This is a genomic window from Mesorhizobium sp. WSM3224, assembly GCF_000427725.1.
Lineage (GTDB): Bacteria > Pseudomonadota > Alphaproteobacteria > Rhizobiales > Rhizobiaceae > Mesorhizobium.
In genome coordinates this window covers 641,562-658,895 of sequence record NZ_ATYO01000001.1, presented here as the reverse complement: position 1 = coordinate 658,895, position 17,334 = coordinate 641,562, and the positions used below count along the sequence as shown (strand labels likewise).

Here is a 17,334-nt window from a genome sequence, read left to right as displayed (position 1 = left end):
ACCTGGCCGCGCTTCTTCCACAGAGCCGGGACAATTTCACCCTTCGCTGAAACTGTCGAGAGGACAATGCGGAAGGTTTTGGTTCATTCCGGTGAGGATTTCTTGGGCCACACGCCTTGTGATTACCGTGCTTAATGCAAAAAGCCGCGCCGACCTTGTTTCGGTCAGTCGCGGCTTTTGCAGTCGAGTTTCCTAGACGCCCCCGTGCCTAAAACCCGCTCGCTTCCCTGTTCCTGCGCAGCTTTGACGCGTTGGTCTGCCGCATTCTTGGTTTTTTGAGCCGGCCGTCTTTTCGCGGCCTTGTCCCAATAGACGTCTTGAGCGTTGCACGCTCAAGATCAGTGCATCGTCATCCATTCGCGGGCTTCGCGCAGCGCCGTGGCGATCTCGACTTTCGACATGGTGGCCGACAGTTCCGAGCGCAGTTCGGCGGCGCGGGCCGAGCCCTTGATGGCGGCGATGTTGAACCATTTGTGGGCGGCAACGACGTCGGTCTCGCAATCGCGGCCGGTCGCATACATCATGCCCAGTTCGAAAAGAATGTCGGCCTGGGCAGTTGCCCCCATGGCGCCGAAGCCGTCTTCAAGCATTTCAAAACGTGCCATTTCAATCCCCTGTCTGGCTCCCGAGAGCTGCCTCCTTTTCCCTTGGTGTCCCTTGGGGTGGGCCGCTCTTTCGATGCTTTCGAGGATGACGGCTGGCCTTGAATCCGTCGTTAAATGGCGTGCTTAATTTGAGGAAAACAAAGCTAAAACAAGAGGTAAACGCGAAAATTCGTTAAGCATGGGAATCCAGCGTTTGCGCCATTTTGCATCAAATTCGATGAAAATTGCCGAGGCCGGAATCAAGACTTCGCTAACCACGGAAACCGAAGCGTTTTTCGAACTTCGTTTATTCCGGACAATGGCGAGCGCGAAAATCCTTACAACCTTCCGCGGCGGCACCGCTTTTTTTTTGGCGGGAGCTGGATTAGCTTACCTTTGCGTAAGGGGCAGGAAGGCGGACCGGAACCCGCCGCGACCCCATAGGGAGGTGGACAAGATGTTTCGAAAGATGAGCTTGGCCCTGGCGGCCACCTTGATCATGGCGGGCGCCGCATGGGCCGACCCGATCGAAGGCAATTGGAAGACCCAGGCCGGCGACACCGCGGCGATCGGCGGCAGCGGTTCTTTCTCCATCACGCTCAAAGACGGCAAATATGCCGGCAAGACTATCGGCTCACTGAAAGCGGCCGGCGACAACAAGTACGCCGGCAGCATCACAGACCCGGCGAATGACAAGACCTATTCCGGCAAGGCGACGCTGTCGGGCACCTCGCTCAAGATGAGCGGCTGCGTGCTCGGCGGCCTGATCTGCAAAAGCCAGACCTGGCACAAGCTCTGATCGCAATTCCAGACTATCCGAAACGGGGCCCGAGCGGCCCCGTTTTCTTTTGCAGCGGCAGCGCTTCGCCAGACCGGGCCTAAAGCGTGTCGCGCTGAAACGGATTCAGGCGACACGCTTTTAAGTCTTTGTTTTGATGCAGGTCGTTGTCCCAGAACCGCTGCACACTTCTGGGCGACATGCATTACCCGCGAGGCCAGTTCAAGACCTCGTCAATCAATTTGAACCGCAGATGAATACCGGTCTCAGAACCGGTTCAGGGGCATTCCGGCATTTTCTCCCGCATTGAAGGAGAGAGAAATGCTTGCCCGTCGCTTCACCATCGTCTGCCTGCTGATGAGCCTGTTCGGCATGCTCTTCGCCATCCTGGTGGCGGAGGTCGGTCATACGGCCCGCTCGTGGGAACGGCCGGCGCCTGTGTTCTCGGCTTCATGAACCAATTCAACCGCTGAAACGACCAAGCTGGAAACGGGGCACCACCAAAATGAACCGCATCGCCGACAACGCAACGAAGATCCTCCGGCTGCTGCCGCGGGCGATGCTCATCCTGATGCTGCTCGCCGTCCCGGTGCTGGCCGTGCCGTGATGCGCGCCAACACAGGCAACAGGATCGAGGCGCCGCCGCACAGGAACACCAGCGTAGGCTTCGTGTTGCTGATCAGCCTGCAGCGCGGATAACACGGCGCCAGAAAAACGACGCCTCGCGTCGCTTCGAGCCTGTCTCCCCCTCCCAAGCGCTCTCCTGAGTCTCTATATTGAGACATGGAAAAGCGAATCTACCCCCAAGCCATCGAATCGGTCGTCATGCCGGAGCCTTTCGGCAAGCAGAGCTTTAACGACGCCAAAAAGGCCGTCGCGGCGCTGCAGACGCTCTACGACCGCAACACCAAATTCCTGCGCGATTCCTTCGCAGCACTTGCCGCCGGCGGCGACGAGAGCAAGCGCTACCGGGCCTTCTATCCGCAGATCGGCGTCACCACGACCTCGTTCAGCCAGGTCGACTCGCGCCAGGCCTATGGCCATATGCCGACGCCCGGGAATTTCGCCACCACCATCACCCAGCCGCAACTGTTCGAGAACTATCTCATCGAGCAGCTTCGCCTCATCATGCGCAATCACGGGGTGACAGTCACGGTGTCGGAATCGACGACGCCCATCCCGCTGCATTTCGCCTTCCTGGAAGGCACCTATGTCGACGGCGCGGCCGCCGAGCGCATCAAGCGGCCGATCCGGGACCTGTTCGATGTGCCGGATCTCGACGGCACCGACGACCAGATCGCCAACGGCACTTTCGAGGTGGCCTTCGGCGAGCCGCGGCCGCTGGCGCCGTTCACCGCGCAACGCATCGATTATTCGCTGCACCGCATGACGCATTACACGGCGACCAGCCCACATCACTTCCAGAACTTCGTGCTGTTCACCAACTACCAGTTCTACATCGACGAATTCGTCGCCCGCGCCCGCGAATTGATGGCCAGTGGCGACAGCGGCTATATCGAGTTCGTCGAGCCGGGCAATGTCGTGACCGGGAACGGGGCGACGGTTTCCGAAGGCACGCCGCCGCAGCGCTTGCCGCAGATGCCGGCCTATCATTTGAAGAAGCGCGGCCATGGCGGCATCACCATGGTCAATATCGGCGTCGGCCCTTCAAATGCCAAGACGATCACCGACCATATCGCGGTGCTGCGGCCGCACGCCTGGGTGATGCTGGGTCACTGCGCAGGCCTGCGCAACACGCAGGCGCTGGGCGACTATGTGCTGGCGCATGCCTATGTGCGCGAGGACCATGTGCTGGACGACGACCTGCCGGTCTGGGTGCCGATCCCGCCGCTGGCCGAAATCCAGGTGGCGCTGCAGGAAGCAGTCGCCGAAGTCACCGGCCTTTCCGGCTACGACCTGAAACGCATCATGCGCACCGGCACCGTCGCCACCATCGACAACCGCAACTGGGAACTGCGCGACCAGCGCGGACCGGTGCAGCGGCTGTCGCAGTCGCGCGCCATCGCGCTCGACATGGAATCGGCCACCATCGCCGCCAACGGCTTCCGCTTCCGCGTGCCTTACGGGACGCTGCTTTGCGTCTCAGACAAGCCGCTGCACGGCGAACTGAAGCTGCCCGGCATGGCGACCGAGTTCTACAAGCGGCAGGTGGCGCAGCACCTCACCATCGGCATCAAGGCGATGGAGAAGCTCGCCGAAATGCCGATGGAGCGGCTGCATTCGCGCAAGCTCAGAAGTTTTTCCGAAACAGCATTCCAGTAGCGCTTTGGTTTGACGCAATTCCGGACGGAAAACCGTTTACACGTTTTTCCTGGAATTGCTCTTAGGCGCCGGCAAGCGACCGGCGAGGCAATCCGCCGTCTTGCTTGGCCGTAATTTGGCCGATAAGCGATCCGAACGGATAGCCTGGAGCAACTTCAGGAAAAGTGCGAAGCGGTTTTCCGTCTGGAATTGCGTCAGAACAAGGAGACAGGGCATTTCGCCGTTTCCGTGAAACGGTGAAATGTCGGGCGGTCGGAGCAAATGACAACGGGCGGCACGCGCTTGAGCATGATGGCTCAGCTGACATTCCTGGCGATGATGGCATGCTCGGCCGCGCTGCTGGCCGGGTTCTTCGGCGCGCTGCATCCGGCTTTCGATTCCGTCTCGCATTTCCGCATGCATGTGAGCGTGCTGACGGCCTTGCTCGCGCTGTCACTGCTGCTTGCGTCCTTCTACCGGCTGCAGGCGGTCGCGGCATTGGTCTTCGCCATTGCCTGCTTCGCCACGACGATGAGCGCACTGCCCGGATTGTCGCCGCAACAGGCCGTCGCAAAGCCGGCCGACCGGATCGTCTACAGCCTGCTGCAGATGAACCTGCGCTTCAACAACCCGACGCCGAAGAAGGTTCTGTCGTTGATCGGCCGGACCAATCCGGACGTCATCACGCTCGACGAAGTGTCCAGGATGTGGGCGAAAGAGCTCGGCTATATTGCCAGCGCCTACCCCTATCGCATCCTTTGCGACTATCCCAACGGCATATTCGGCGTCGCGCTGCTGTCGCGCCGGCCCTTCGCGGCCGGTACCGCGCCGCGTTGCGAGCCGCGCGGGGCGATGGCGACCGCCACGATCGATTTCGGCGGCATTCCGGTCGACGTCGCCGCGATCCATCTGAGCTGGCCGTGGCCGAACGAGCAATATTGGCAGATCGGCGAGCTGGCTGAATCCCTGGCCGGGCTCGGCGAGACCGCGATCATGGCCGGCGACTGCAATGCCGTGCCGTGGAGCGCGGCGGTGCGGCGGGTGGCGCGGCTTAGCGGTATGACGCTCATGCCGTCGGTCGGCCCGACCTGGATCCACCGCACGCTGCCGGACTTCCTGCGCCGCTATGCAGGCCTGCCGATCGACCATGTGTTCAGCAAGGGCGGGGTGACGATCCTGTCGGCGGCCCGGCTGGAGGATACCGGCTCCGACCATCTGCCGGTGCTGGTGGAATTCACGCTGCGGTCCGACGCGCCCGAGGACGAGCACAGATCGGCGCTAGCGGCGAACGACGCGCCGGACAGACCGCGAAGCTGAATAGGACGAATGGGCCCAGCCTTCAGGGCTTCCCTATCAACGCATTGACCATTTGCTCGACATGGCCGCCGTCGCGATGCTCGCGGGCGTCGAAGGCGTTCTGCCTGGCCTCGTAGTCGGCATAGATCGTGTCGATGCGGCGCCTGGCGTCCCAGCGAAGGCCGGTGCAGAACCAATTGTCCTGCCGCTCGAGCCCGGCAAGCGCCGTCTCGGTCGCTCGCATCATCTGCTTGGCGATGCGGCCATGGGTGCGCTCATGTTGGCGCACGCCCGCCAGGAAACGATCCCAGCGCTTGCGCAGGGCCGGGCCGGACGGCGACGTGCGGCGCGGAAAGGTGTAGGTCAGGTCGATCGTGCCGTCGGCCTGGCGCAGCCGGCAGATGCCGTTGTCGCGCGTCACATCGAGTTTCCAATGCACGGCGTAGCCCGTCTCGGCGATGGCGCGCGTGGCATGGCCGTGCCTCGGCCCTAGGCCGTCCATCGCCTCGACCAGTTCCGCGCCGGTCTTGCCGGCAACATCGTAGGTGCGCACATGCACGGTCAGCTTGGTGCCGGCGGCAGCGGCCTCGCAAAAAAGCACGCCGGCAGCAGCTAATATCGCCAGGCTGATCCGCTGCATATCCGCCTCCTTGTCTGGACGCGAAGCAGACCATAATCGGCGCGCGGCTTCAACGGCCTTGGCGGATAAGGCGCGGCTCACATGCCCTGGTAGACCGGGCCTTCGCCGCCTTGTGGCGGCACCCAGTCGATGTTCTGGTTCGGGTCCTTGATGTCGCAGGTCTTGCAGTGGACGCAGTTCTGCGCGTTGATGACGAAGCGCACGTCCTTGGCCGACGGATCGGCTGCGGCGTTGCCGTCCTTGTCCACCCACTCATAGACGCCGGCCGGGCAGTAGCGGGTCGAGGGACCGGCGAAGACATCGTGCTCGGAACGCTGCTGCAGCGCCATGTCGCCGACGATCAGGTGCACCGGCTCGTTTTCCTCGTGGTTGGTGTTGGAGAGGAACACCGAGGAGAGCCGGTCGAAGGTCAGCACGCCGTCCGGCTTCGGATAGGCGATCTTCTCGTGTTTTGCGGCCGGCTCAAGCGTGGCATAGTCGGCCTTGCCGTGCTTCAGCGTGCCGAAGGGCGAGAAGCCGAACAGCGTGTTCAGCCACATGTCCAACCCGCCGATGCCGACGCCGACAATGGTGCCGAAGCGCGACCACAGCGGCTTGACGTTGCGCACCTTCTTCAGGTCCTTGCCGATGTCGGTGCCGCGCCAGGCGTCCTCGTAGGAGGCGAGCTCGTCATTGGCGCGGCCGCCGGCGATCGCCTCGGCCACATGCTCGGCCGCCAGCATCCCCGATAGCACCGCATTGTGCGAACCCTTGATGCGCGGCACGTTAACGAAGCCGGCAGCACAACCCATCAGCACGCCGCCGGGGAAAGACAGCTTCGGCACGGACTGCCAACCGCCTTCCGTGATGGCGCGCGCGCCATAGCCGATGCGCTTGGCGCCCGCGAAGGTGCCGGCGATCGCCGGATGCGTCTTGAAGCGCTGGAATTCCTCGAAGGGCGCGAGATAGGGGTTCTTGTAGTTCAGGTGAACGACGAAGCCGACCGCCACCTGGTTGTCCTCGAGATGGTAGAGGAACGAGCCGCCGCCGGTCTTCATGTCGAGCGGCCAGCCGAAGGAATGCTGCACGAGACCAGGCTTGTGGTTCTCGGGCTTGACCTGCCACAGTTCCTTGAGGCCGATGCCGAACTTGCCCGGCTCGCGGCCGTCGGCAAGCCGGTACTTCGCAATGAGCTGCTTGGCCAGAGAGCCGCGCGCGCCCTCGCCGATCAGCACATATTTGCCCATCAGCGCCATACCAGGCGCGTAGGCCGGGCCATGCGTGCCGTCCTTCTCGACGCCCATGTCGCCGGTGATGACGCCGGTGACGGCGCCGGCGTCGTTGTAGACGAGGCTTGTCGCGGCGAAGCCCGGATAGACCTCGACGCCCAGCGCCTCAGCCTTGGCCGCCAGCCAGCGGCAGACATTGCCGAGCGAGACGATGTAGTTGCCGTGATTGTTCATCAGCGGCGGCATCAGGAAGTTGGGCAGGCGGAAGGAGCCGGCAGGCCCGAGCGCCAGGAAGTGATCGTCGGTGACAGGCGTCTTGAACGGATGGCCCTCTTCCTCGCGCCAGCCCGGCAAAAGGCGATCGATACCGATCGGATCGACAACGGCACCGGAAAGGATATGCGCGCCGACCTCACCGCCCTTCTCCAGGACGACGACGGAAAGGTCGGGGTTGAGCTGCTTCAGACGGATCCCGGCGGCAAGGCCGGCGGGGCCTGCGCCGACGATCACCACGTCGAATTCCATGCTCTCGCGTTCGATTTCGCTCATCGGCCCCTCACTGGCTCGCCACGTTCTCGCATTCTGCTGGCTCACGCGCTGCATAGCGCATCAATTCGCGACGCGAAACCGGCGCTGACGTGACAACGCCGATTTCGACAAAAAGTCGCGGTTTTCACGCGAAAACGGGCCATGGCTCGACCTGAGCCAAAGCATAGGCCAGCGCCAATCGGTTGGCAGGCCAGGCGTTGCCCGCATGTTTTTAATTGTTCGACGGCTTGGTTATCGGCAATACTTGGCCGCATGCGCAATCCAGAGCCGCCCGGCTTTCCATTGAAGCGCTTGCTCTTCACGCCCGGCTTGGCCTGGCGCACGGTTCTTCCGCTCCTCTTTTTGGCCGCGCCGGCGCAGGCAGATCCGGTGAAGGTCTGGGCGACCGGCGCCTATTCATTCTCCGACGAGCTGGGCGGCTTCCGCATCACCGGCGCTTCCGGCATCGGCACCAAGGAAGACCCGCTGATCATCAAGGAGGAGCTGAACACGGCGACGCCGGTGACGCTGACCATCCGCGCGACGAAGCCGATCGAACCCTTCGGCAAGGCCGGCCAGGTCGCCAACGGCGTGATGTATATGCGCATCGACGTGCTCAACAACAGCGCCCTGCCCTGGGTGGAGTTCCAGTTCGAGCTGCAGGAAATCCTCGACCAGCCGAGCGTGTTCGGCGATGGCTTTTCCTTCGACCAGCGCAACAAGACGCCCGACAACATCTGGTCGAGCAACTTCGCCGATTTCGAGCGTAAGTTCGAACCTTACGACCAGCTGCTGTTCAGGAACGGCAAGGTCGATCCGCTGAAGACGGCGACTTTCGATTTCCTGATCACCGATTACACGCCGCGCTGGACGTTTTACGTCGTGCAGGATCCGCGCATCCCCACCGGATGATCTCTGCGCGGTTGCAAATCGGCGTCGCGCGGACGATGGTGGCGCCATGACTGCCGCTTCCCCCAGCACACCTGCCGAGATCGCCGAACTGCTCGCCTTCTATGCCAGCGCCGGTGTCGACGATGCGCTTGAAGACGCGCCGATCAACCGGTTTGCCGAACCGACGGCAAGGTCCGCCGAGCGCAGGCCTGCCGAGCGGACGCCAGCCGCGCCGCATCGCGAGCCCAGACCCGAGAGCAGCCCGGCGCCTGAACGGGCTCCGGAGCGATCCAAGGCGCCAGAGCCACCGCCATCGAGGCTCGACGCGAGCAATATTCCGGACGCGCCCGCGCGGATGCCGGCGGCCGCGGCCGTTCCCGACGAGGCACAGGCGCTGCTTGCGCGGCAACTGGCGGCAAGTGCCGCGACGCTCGACGAACTGCGCCAGCACATGGCCGCCTTCGACGGCTGCAATCTCAAATTCACCGCCAAGAACCTGGTCTTCGCCGACGGCAACCCCAATGCCGACCTGATGCTGGTCGGCGAAGCCCCGGGCCGCGACGAGGACCTTGAAGGCCTGCCCTTTGTCGGCCGCTCCGGCCGGCTGCTCGACCGCATGCTTGGGGCGATCGGCCTCGACCGCAGCTCGGCCTATATCGCCAACGTCATTCCGTGGCGGCCGCCGGGCAACCGCACGCCGACGCCGCACGAGACCGAAATCTGCCGGCCCTTCATCGAAAGGCAGATCGAGCTGGTCAATCCAAAAGTGCTGGTCAATCTCGGCGGTCCGTCGGCGAAGACGCTGCTCAACACGACCGAGGGAATCCTGCGCTTGCGCGGCAACTGGCGAGTGCACACGACGGCTTCGGGCACAGCCATTCCGGCGATGCCGACGCTGCATCCGGCCTATCTCTTGCGGACGCCTGCGCACAAGAAGCTGGCCTGGCGGGATTTCCTCGAGGTGAAGGCTAAGCTGAAGGGGTTGGCATGAACCTCCCCTTCTCCCCTTGCGGGGGCCGAGCGAAGCTCGGTCGGATGCGGGGTGCTGAAAGGATCGCCACTTCAAAGGCACAAGAATTTGAAAATGCTGGATTATTTTATGCTGCGTTGCTTCACGCACCCCTCATCCGTCTCGGCGCTGCGCGCCGATCCACCTTCTCCCACAAGGGGAGAAGGGAAGATGAAGCTATAACCTCCCAGGTAATTGAATTGTGCCGCTCGTCGCCCTAGTCATTCACCCATGACCACATCCGACATCTCCGCTGGCAGCCTGATCCGCGAATGGCGCACGCGGCGGCGAATGAGCCAGCTCGACCTCGCCACGGAGGCCGATATCTCGCAGCGGCATCTCTCCTTCGTCGAAAGCGGCCGCGCCCAGCCGTCGCGCGACATGGTGCTGCATCTGGCCGAGCAGTTGTCGATCCCGTTGCGCCAGCGCAACCAGTTGCTGCTCGCCGCGGGCTTCGCGCCGAGCTTCAGCGAGAAGCCGCTGAGCGACAAAACGCTGGCTCCGGCGATGGCCGCGGTCGAGACCGTGCTCAAGGGTCACGAGCCTTTTCCGGCGCTCGCAGTCGACCGGCTCTGGAACCTCGTTTCGGCCAATGCGGCGATCGCCCCGTTCCTTGCGGATATTTCCGAGCCGTCGCTGCTCGCGCAGCCGGTCAATGTACTCAGGCTCAGTCTCCATCCGGGCGGAGTGGCGCCGCGCATCGTCAACCTGGCGGAATGGCGGGCACATCTTTTGGAGCGGCTGAAGCACCAGAACGACGCGACCGGCGACCCGGCGCTGATCGAGCTGGAGCGCGAGTTGCGCACCTATCCGTCCGGCCTGAAGAGCAGCCGGCCGGCGCCGGTCGAGCCAAGCGGCATCGTGCATCCGCTGCGGCTGGCGCATGGCGATACCGTGCTGTCCTTCATCAGCACGATCACCGTGTTCGGCACGCCGCTCGACGTAACCCTGTCGGAACTGGCGATCGAATCGTTTTTCCCGGCGGATGAGCAGACCCGGGCGGTGCTGGTGCGGCTCGCGAAGGAACGGACCAACGCGATGGATGGCTAGACGCCGACCGATCCTCAGTTTCGTGGCTTGCAAATCTCGGCAACCCACGGGTCCGCCGGATATCTCCGCAAAAGATGGTGGATGTTCTCCTGATCGGTGTACCCGAGCAGCCTTCCTTCCAACCATTCGAATTGCGGGCACCAGGCCCTGCGGTGGAGGAAATCGATAAGCAGCCAATATGCTTCGACCCGCCATTCTTCGCCTTTGAGCGTGTAGAACCAGTAATCGATATCCACCGCAGTACCGCTCGGCAGGGATATCGTTCTCGTCCTCACATGCTCCGAAAGCGTCCCAGCTGCGACGTGTGGTGCGAAATCCTGATTGGCCAGCGCGTCGGATTTCTCAAAACCGTCGACCTTCTCGTGAGCGAACACCGCCAACGGTTTGGCACCGGCGAGCATCATCGCCAGCTCTCGGTTCGTGTGAAGGACGTAAGGACGCTCTTTGTCACTCATTTTCAATCTCTCATGGACTTGAGAAACATCGGTGAACTTGTCGATATGACGGCGGTCTCGTTCACCCCTGCGGCGGCGCGGCTGTCCTGGTGCGCGTGCGCTCCAGGCCGAGTTGCCGTTCGCGCCAGATGATGAAGATGCCGGCGGCAACGACGATCACGCCGCCGATAAGCGTGTTGAGCGAGGTCACGTCGCCGAACACGAGATAGCCGACGGCGACGCCGAGGATCATCGAGGTGTATTCGAAGGGCGCCACGACCGAGGCTTCGGCATGCCGGTAGGCCGCCGTCATCAGGATCTGACCGAGCCCGCCGCCGAAGCCCGCGACCACAAGCAGCGCGGCTTGCATCGGCGTCAGCGCCTGCCAGCCGAAGGGCAGCGTGAAAAGCGACAGCACCGAAGCCGTCGAGGAGAACCACAACACAATGGTCGCCGTCTTCTCCGTCTGGACGAGATTGCGCACCAGAAGCATGGCGACGGCCGAAATCGCCGCGGCGATCAGCGCGGCCATGACGCCCAGCACCTCCTGGTCGTCGAGGCCTTGATCGGAATTGAGCAGCGTCAGTTCCGGCCAAGAGATGATCAGCACGCCGGCAAGGCCGACCGCAACCGCGCTCCAGCGGTAGACGCGGATCGTCTCGCCGAGGAAAACCGAGGAGAACACCACGACCAGCAGCGGCTGGGCGTAGTTCAGCGTGATGGCCTCCGGCAGCGGCAACCTGGTCAGCGCGAAGAAGCCAAGCCCCATGGCGCCGACGCCGACGACGCCGCGCGCAATATGGTTGAACGGCCGCCTGGTCGTGAATGCAGTGGCGAGCTCTCCCTTGAAGGCCAGGAAGGCAATGATCGGGAAGATGGCGAAGAAGGAGCGGAAGAAGACGATCTGCCCGGCGGGCACGTCGCCGGCCGCCTTGATGCAGGTCTGCATGCCAACGAAGATCGTCACCGAGATGATCTTCAGCGTAATGCCGCGCAGCGTGTTGTGGCCGACGGCATGATCGACGGTCATCGTGCCTCGTGAGGATGGTCGGAAAACGAAGCCGCAAATGAGGCCTTTGCGCAGTTTTGTCGAGTGGCCGTTTCGTGTAAAGAGCGCGCACCTCAAAATTCTTGGACCAGCAAAGACTGCTGTCCGCTTGAAATCGATCGGAAAACCAACGGAATGCGCACCGATACCGGCCATGTCTTCAAGCTAGAAGACTATCGCCCCAGCGATTATCTCATCCCCAGGGTCAGTCTGGACTTCCGCCTGTCGCCGGACGCCACCCTCGTCACCGCGCTGCTCACCATCGAGCGGCGTGAGGGCGTCGCCGCGTCGGCGCCGCTGATGCTCGACGGCGACGGGCTGACGCTGCTTGGCGTTGCCGTCGACGGGCATGCGCTTCAGGCCAGCGACTATGAGGCGACACCGGACCGGCTGACGATCCCGAAACCGCCGGCAGCGCCGCGCTTCGAGCTTCGCCTGGAGACCGAGATCGCGCCTTCGCGCAACGAGGCACTGATGGGCCTCTATCGCTCCAACAACGTCTATTGCACGCAATGCGAGGCCGAGGGCTTTCGCCGCATCACCTATTTCCTCGACCGTCCCGATATCCTGTCGGTCTACACCGTGCGCATCGAGGCCCCGCACAATGAGGCGCCGCTGCTGCTTTCAAACGGCAATCCCGTCGACAGCGGCGCGCTCGCCAACGGCCGGCACTACGCGGTCTGGCACGACCCCTTCCCCAAACCCTCCTACCTTTTCGCGCTGGTGGCCGGCGCGCTTGGCAAGGTGGCAGGCAGCTTCACCACCATGTCTGGCCGAAACGTCGAGCTCGGCATCTATGTGGAGCCCGGCAAGGAGCGTCTTGCCGGCTACGCGATGGACGCGCTGAAGCGCTCGATGAAATGGGACGAGGAAGCCTTCGGCCGCGAATACGACCTCGACGTCTTCAACATCGTCGCCGTGTCCGACTTCAACATGGGCGCGATGGAGAACAAGGGCCTCAATGTCTTCAACGACAAATATGTGCTGGCCGACGAGGAGACGGCGACGGATGCCGATTTCGCCAATATCGAGGCGATCATCGCGCATGAATATTTTCACAATTGGACTGGCAACAGAATCACTTGCCGCGACTGGTTCCAGCTTTGCCTGAAGGAAGGCCTGACGGTTTACCGCGACCATGAATTCTCCGCCGACCAGCGCTCGCGGGCGGTGAAGCGCATCGCCGAGGTGCGCACGCTGCGCGCGCACCAGTTCCCTGAAGACCAGGGCCCGCTGGCGCATCCGGTCAGGCCGCGCCGCTACCGCGAGATCAACAATTTCTACACGGCGACCGTCTATGAGAAGGGTTCCGAAGTGGTGCGCATGATCCGCACCATCCTCGGGCCGGAAACCTTCCGCGCCGGCATGGACCTCTATTTCGAGCGGCATGACGGCGAGGCCGCGACAATCGAGGACTTCCTGAAAGTGTTCGAAGACATCTCAGGGCGGGACCTAGCGCAATTCGCGCTCTGGTATCATCAGGCCGGCACGCCGAACCTGACGGTGAGCTCCGCGCACAATCCGGCCGCCAACGAGTTCACGCTGGAGATCGAGCAGTCGGTACCGCCGACGCCGTCGGAAAGCCGCAAGCGGCTGATGCATATTCCCCTGGCCTTCGGCCTGGTCGGCGCCGGCGGCAAGCCGGTCGTCTGGACAGCCGTCGAGGGCGCAACGGTGGATGACGGCGTCATCCATATCCGTAAGCGTCGGCACACGGTGCGCTTCTTGGGCGTTTCAGAACGGCCTTCGGTGTCGCTCAACCGCGGCTTCTCGGCGCCGATCACGCTGTCGGTGCAGCAGAAGGCCGACGACCAGTTCTTCCTCGCCGCGCATGACAGCGATGCCTTCTCGCGTTGGCAGGCGTTCAACACGCTGCTGACCGACGCGCTGATCGCCGCCTTCCGTCAGATCCTCGGTGGCAGGCAGCCGGTCTTTGCGGCGCGGCTCGCCGAGCTTGCCGGCAGGATCGCCGGCGACGAGACGCTCGAGCCGGCCTACAGGGCGCTGGCGCTGGCGCTCCCCGGCGAGGCCGACATTGCCCGCGACATCGGCAAGGGCATCGACCCCGACGCCATTCTTGCCGCGCGCGAGGCGCTGGCGCGGGCGATCGCCGAGGCAAACCGCGAGGCCTTCCTGGCGCTCTATGACAGCCTTGCCGACAAGGGTCCGTTCAGTCCGGACGCGGCGAGCGCCGGACGCAGGGCGCTGCGCAACATCCTGCTCGACTATCTTTCGCTGCTGCCGGGAGGCACCGCCCTCGCCGTGCGGCACTTCACTGCCGCCACCAACATGACCGACCGCGCCGCTGCCCTCGCCGTTCTGGCGCATCGCCATTCGGGCACGGCGGAGGCCGAGGAGGCGCTGGTTGCCTTCGAGTCCCGCTATCGCGGCGACGCGCTGGTGCTCGACAAATGGTTCCAGATCCAGGCCAGCGTGCCCGGCGCGAAGACCATCGACAAGGTGCGGACACTGATGCAGCACCCTGCCTTCTCGATCGCCAATCCGAACCGGGTGCGTTCATTGATCGGCACCTTCTCCAGCGCCAACCAGACCGGCTTCCACCGCCCCGACGGCGAAGGCTACCGCTTCTTCGCCGAGACCGTGCTGGAGGTGGAAAAGCGCAATCCGCAGGTGGCGGCAAGGCTGGCAACGGCGCTGCGATCCTGGCGCTCGCTGGAGCCCGCACGGCAAGCCAAGGCCAGGGAAGCGCTGCTCGACATGGCGAAGGTCGAAAACCTGTCGGCGGATTTGCGCGATATCGTGGAGCGGACGTTGGCGTAGCGCCCTCTCCTTCTCCCCTTGTGGAAGAAGGTGTCGCCGAAGGCGACGGATGAGGGTGTTCCAGGGAACACCCACTTCTCACTCCGCTGGAGCACCCCTCATCCGTCTCGGCGCTGCGCGCCGATCCACCTTCTCCCACAAGGGGAGAAGGGAAGGCGAAACGACAAATTTCAATCAACTTTTAATCTTTTTCGCCCGCGCCTCTGGACAAGGCGAATCAGCTTTGATTCTTTAATGGCGATTCGGGCGTGCGGCGTAGCCGGATCATCCAAGTATACGGCAGATCGGGGAGTGCCATTTATGGCCAAGGCGGACGCGTGGGGCGCGCCCGGAGGGAAGGCTTTTGCGCGGCGTAAGGCAAGGAGCGACGGACTTGCTGGTAATGCGCGCCTGATCGCCGAACCCACTTATCAGCGGCTCTTGGCCGCCGAGCCGCTGCTGCGCCGATCGATCCCGGCGCTGATCGTCGTTTTCCTCGTCGTCATCGCGGCACTGCGCTTCCTGTCGCTGATGAACGAGCATGACGAGGTCGAGCGCAACGCCAAGGCGGTGCTGGCGCTGGCCGCCGGGCGGATGGCGCAGGCGATCACCGCGGACCCCAACGCGGCCGGCGCCAATGCCATCAGCCTTCTGGAAAGCACCAGCCGCCAGGGCGCCATGAGCCGTGCGCATGTGCTTGCCATCACCGACGCCGCTTTCAAGGTCGTTGCCGTCTCGCCATTGTCGACGGGCTGGCAGGGCCGCACGCTCGACAGCCTCGTGCTGGGCGGGCAACCGCTGTTCATGTTCGGCGACCGCGCCGGCGTGATGGATGTGAGCATCGGCGGACAGGACTGGTTTGCCGCCGTCAGCCTCGCCGACGATCACAGACACGCAGCCGCCGTGCTGGTGCCGCAGGAAGCGGTGTTCGACAGCTGGCGCAAGTCGGTGTCGCTCAACGTCACACTGTTCGTGCTGACGGCGGGCGTGCTGATCGTCATCCTCTACGCCTATTTCGGCCAGGCGGCGCGCGCCCAGGCGGCGGACCGCATCTACCTCGAGGCGCATCAGCGCATCGACATGGCGCTTGTGCGCGGCCGCTGCGGCCTGTGGGACTGGGACATGGTGCGCGGCAAGATGTACTGGTCGCGCTCGATGTACGACATGCTGGGCTACGAGCCCTGCGAATCCATGCTCTCCTTCGGCGCGGTCGACGAGATCATCCACCCCGACGACGGCGACCTGTTCGAACTCGCCAACCGCATCGTCGAGCGCGAGATCGACCATATCGACCAGGTTTTCCGCATGCGCCACGCCGACGGACAGTGGGTATGGATGCGGGCCCGCGCGCAGGTGATCGACCCGCAAGCCCCGGAGATCCAACTGATCGGCATCGCCGTCGACGTCACCGAGCAGCGGCATCTGGCGCTGCGTTCGGAAGCGGCCGACATGCGGCTCAGGACCGCGATCGAGAACATCAACGAATCCTTCGTGCTTTGGGATGCCGCTGAGCGGCTGATCATGTGCAATTCGAAGTTCCAGAAGGACAACGGGCTGTCGGACCGCGACGTCGTGCCGGGCGTCGTTCGCGACGCGCTGGAGGAGCGGATGCTGGCCTTCGCCTCGGAGCGCAGGCTCGCCAATGCCAACGGTCCGCAGGGCGGCGTCAGCTTCGAACGTCAGCTCGCCGACGGCCGCTGGCTGCAGGTCAACGAGCTCAGGACCCGCGACGGCGGCATCGTCTCGGTTGGCTCGGACATCACCCAGATCAAGCTGCATCAGGAAAAGCTGGTCGACAGCGAGCGCCGGCTGATGGCGACGATCCACGATCTCAGCCTTGCGCGCCGCGCCGAAGAGGAACGTGCCAGCGAACTGGTCGAGCTCAACCGCAAATACATGAAGGAAACCGAGCGCGCCGAGGCAGCCAATCGCGCCAAGTCGGAGTTCCTCGCCAACATGTCGCATGAATTGCGCACGCCGCTCAATGCCATCATCGGCTTCTCCGAGCTGATGCAGCAGGGCTTGTTCGGGCCGCTCGGCTCCGAGCGTTACGAGGAATACGCAACCGACATCAACGGCAGCGGCAAATACCTTCTCGGCGTCATCAACGACATTCTCGACATGTCCAAGATCGAAGCCGGCCAGTTCTCGCTCGACCGCGAGGAGATCGACCTTTGCCCCTTGATCAAGGAAACGGTGCGGGTGATCTCGCTGCAGGCGGCGGAAAAGTCGATCAATGTCGAGACGCGCATCGCCGACTCGATGCGGCTCTACGCCGACCGCCGCGCTATCAAGCAGATCGCCATCAACCTGCTCTCCAACGCAGTGAAATTCACCGGACAGGGCGGCCATATCATGGTGCGGGCGCGCAACGCCTCGGGCGCGCTGGTGCTTACCATCGAGGACAATGGCTGCGGCATCCCCAAGCCGGCGTTGAGCAAGCTCGGCCGACCCTTCGAGCAGGTGCAGAACCAGTTCTCCAAGAACCACACCGGCTCGGGTCTTGGGCTCGCCATCTCGCGCTCGCTGGCAGAGCTGCAGGGCGGCGCGCTGAAGATCCGCTCGACCGAAGGTGTCGGCACCATCGTGTCGGTGCGCATTCCGCTGAAGAAAGCCCCGCTTTCGGTGAAGGCTGCGGCCTGAGTTTCGTTGAAAAACTGTAACGCTGGCGGGACAGCGCCCCTCTCTGTCCTGCCGGACATCTCCCCCACTTGGGGGGAGATCATCTGTCACGCCGGCTTTCGCCAATCTCCAAAGTTGCAGGAATGAGCGAGGCGCCGAAGCCGCCAATCTCCCCCCTCGTGGGGGAGATGTCCGGTAGGATAGAGGGGGGCGCGAAGAAATGA

At 63.5% G+C, this 17,334-nt stretch carries 14 protein-coding genes and 1 pseudogene; 10 read left to right on the top strand and 5 right to left on the bottom strand.

Going from position 1 to position 17,334, the window contains the following annotated elements; all coding sequences use genetic code 11:
* Window positions 1-338: 338 nt before the first annotated feature.
* The gene (locus YU3_RS0103110; protein ID WP_027164869.1) at window positions 339-605 is read right to left on the bottom strand and encodes a sel1 repeat family protein; all 267 of its coding nucleotides are present in this window, start codon (window positions 603-605) and stop codon (window positions 339-341) included.
* A 436-nt stretch (window positions 606-1,041) separates the two neighbouring features.
* On the opposite strand from YU3_RS0103110, the gene YU3_RS0103105 reads away from it, so the two are divergent.
* The 5 genes and pseudogenes from YU3_RS0103105 to YU3_RS0103080 all read left to right on the top strand — a co-directional run bounded on the left by YU3_RS0103105 (window position 1,042) and on the right by YU3_RS0103080 (window position 4,941).
* Window positions 1,042-1,383, top strand: coding sequence for a DUF2147 domain-containing protein (locus YU3_RS0103105; RefSeq protein WP_027164868.1), 342 nt, complete (start codon window positions 1,042-1,044; stop codon window positions 1,381-1,383).
* Window positions 1,384-1,683: 300 nt separating this feature from the next.
* The gene (locus YU3_RS42075; protein ID WP_280794693.1) at window positions 1,684-1,818 is read left to right on the top strand and encodes a hypothetical protein; all 135 of its coding nucleotides are present in this window, start codon (window positions 1,684-1,686) and stop codon (window positions 1,816-1,818) included.
* 49 nt (window positions 1,819-1,867) lie between these two features.
* Window positions 1,868-2,061: pseudogene (locus YU3_RS35925) on the top strand (hypothetical protein).
* 126 nt (window positions 2,062-2,187) lie between these two features.
* Complete coding sequence (locus tag YU3_RS0103090) at window positions 2,188-3,645, top strand: AMP nucleosidase (protein ID WP_245273409.1); 1,458 nt, start codon at window positions 2,188-2,190, stop codon at window positions 3,643-3,645.
* 288 nt (window positions 3,646-3,933) lie between these two features.
* Window positions 3,934-4,941 carry an endonuclease/exonuclease/phosphatase family protein gene (locus YU3_RS0103080; protein ID WP_027164865.1) on the top strand — a complete coding sequence of 336 codons (1,008 nt, stop codon included), beginning with the start codon at window positions 3,934-3,936 and terminating at the stop codon, window positions 4,939-4,941.
* A 22-nt stretch (window positions 4,942-4,963) separates the two neighbouring features.
* Here YU3_RS0103080 and YU3_RS0103075 read toward each other — a convergent pair whose 3' ends face one another.
* Together YU3_RS0103075 and YU3_RS0103070 are read right to left on the bottom strand one after the other, a co-directional pair.
* The gene (locus tag YU3_RS0103075; RefSeq protein WP_027164864.1) at window positions 4,964-5,560 is read right to left on the bottom strand and encodes a DUF922 domain-containing protein; all 597 of its coding nucleotides are present in this window, start codon (window positions 5,558-5,560) and stop codon (window positions 4,964-4,966) included.
* 77 nt (window positions 5,561-5,637) lie between these two features.
* Window positions 5,638-7,317: an electron transfer flavoprotein-ubiquinone oxidoreductase gene (locus tag YU3_RS0103070; protein ID WP_027164863.1), complete on the bottom strand. Its 1,680-nt coding sequence runs from the start codon at window positions 7,315-7,317 to the stop codon at window positions 5,638-5,640.
* 252 nt (window positions 7,318-7,569) lie between these two features.
* Here YU3_RS0103070 and YU3_RS0103065 point away from each other — a divergent pair, with 252 nt between their 5' ends.
* From YU3_RS0103065 to YU3_RS0103055, 3 genes are all read left to right on the top strand, one after another.
* On the top strand, window positions 7,570-8,208 hold the full coding sequence (locus YU3_RS0103065; protein WP_027164862.1) for a hypothetical protein: 639 nt from the start codon (window positions 7,570-7,572) through the stop codon (window positions 8,206-8,208).
* Between the two features lie 46 nt (window positions 8,209-8,254).
* Entirely contained in the window at window positions 8,255-9,178 is a 924-nt protein-coding gene (locus YU3_RS0103060; RefSeq protein ID WP_027164861.1) for a uracil-DNA glycosylase, read from the top strand.
* Window positions 9,179-9,427: 249 nt separating this feature from the next.
* Window positions 9,428-10,246, top strand: coding sequence for a helix-turn-helix transcriptional regulator (locus YU3_RS0103055; protein ID WP_027164860.1), 819 nt, complete (start codon window positions 9,428-9,430; stop codon window positions 10,244-10,246).
* 14 nt (window positions 10,247-10,260) lie between these two features.
* Here YU3_RS0103055 and YU3_RS35920 read toward each other — a convergent pair whose 3' ends face one another.
* Together YU3_RS35920 and YU3_RS0103045 are read right to left on the bottom strand one after the other, a co-directional pair.
* Entirely contained in the window at window positions 10,261-10,701 is a 441-nt protein-coding gene (locus YU3_RS35920; protein ID WP_051333827.1) for a hypothetical protein, read from the bottom strand.
* A gap of 61 nt (window positions 10,702-10,762) precedes the next feature.
* Window positions 10,763-11,710, bottom strand: a complete 948-nt coding sequence (locus tag YU3_RS0103045; protein WP_027164859.1) for a DMT family transporter — start codon at window positions 11,708-11,710, stop codon at window positions 10,763-10,765.
* Between the two features lie 153 nt (window positions 11,711-11,863).
* Between YU3_RS0103045 and pepN the strand changes: the two genes are divergently transcribed.
* Entirely contained in the window at window positions 11,864-14,509 is a 2,646-nt protein-coding gene (pepN, locus tag YU3_RS0103040; RefSeq protein ID WP_027164858.1) for an aminopeptidase N, read from the top strand.
* A gap of 300 nt (window positions 14,510-14,809) precedes the next feature.
* Entirely contained in the window at window positions 14,810-17,131 is a 2,322-nt protein-coding gene (locus tag YU3_RS0103035; protein WP_027164857.1) for a PAS domain-containing sensor histidine kinase, read from the top strand.
* The last annotated feature ends 203 nt before the right edge of the window (window positions 17,132-17,334 follow it).

Excerpts from the sequence above, each read along its gene's own strand:
- YU3_RS0103110 (WP_027164869.1), bottom strand. The coding sequence starts at position 605 with ATGGCACGTTTTGAAATGCTTGAAGACGGCTTCGGCGCCATGGGGGCA.
- YU3_RS0103105 (WP_027164868.1), top strand. The coding sequence starts at position 1,042 with ATGTTTCGAAAGATGAGCTTGGCCCTGGCGGCCACCTTGATCATGGCG.
- YU3_RS42075 (WP_280794693.1), top strand. The coding sequence starts at position 1,684 with ATGCTTGCCCGTCGCTTCACCATCGTCTGCCTGCTGATGAGCCTGTTC.
- YU3_RS0103090 (WP_245273409.1), top strand. The coding sequence starts at position 2,188 with ATGCCGGAGCCTTTCGGCAAGCAGAGCTTTAACGACGCCAAAAAGGCC.
- YU3_RS0103080 (WP_027164865.1), top strand. The coding sequence starts at position 3,934 with ATGATGGCTCAGCTGACATTCCTGGCGATGATGGCATGCTCGGCCGCG.
- YU3_RS0103075 (WP_027164864.1), bottom strand. The coding sequence starts at position 5,560 with ATGCAGCGGATCAGCCTGGCGATATTAGCTGCTGCCGGCGTGCTTTTT.
- YU3_RS0103070 (WP_027164863.1), bottom strand. The coding sequence starts at position 7,317 with ATGAGCGAAATCGAACGCGAGAGCATGGAATTCGACGTGGTGATCGTC.
- YU3_RS0103065 (WP_027164862.1), top strand. The coding sequence starts at position 7,570 with ATGCGCAATCCAGAGCCGCCCGGCTTTCCATTGAAGCGCTTGCTCTTC.
- YU3_RS0103060 (WP_027164861.1), top strand. The coding sequence starts at position 8,255 with ATGACTGCCGCTTCCCCCAGCACACCTGCCGAGATCGCCGAACTGCTC.
- YU3_RS0103055 (WP_027164860.1), top strand. The coding sequence starts at position 9,428 with ATGACCACATCCGACATCTCCGCTGGCAGCCTGATCCGCGAATGGCGC.
- YU3_RS35920 (WP_051333827.1), bottom strand. The coding sequence starts at position 10,701 with ATGAGTGACAAAGAGCGTCCTTACGTCCTTCACACGAACCGAGAGCTG.
- YU3_RS0103045 (WP_027164859.1), bottom strand. The coding sequence starts at position 11,710 with ATGACCGTCGATCATGCCGTCGGCCACAACACGCTGCGCGGCATTACG.
- pepN (WP_027164858.1), top strand. The coding sequence starts at position 11,864 with ATGCGCACCGATACCGGCCATGTCTTCAAGCTAGAAGACTATCGCCCC.
- YU3_RS0103035 (WP_027164857.1), top strand. The coding sequence starts at position 14,810 with ATGGCCAAGGCGGACGCGTGGGGCGCGCCCGGAGGGAAGGCTTTTGCG.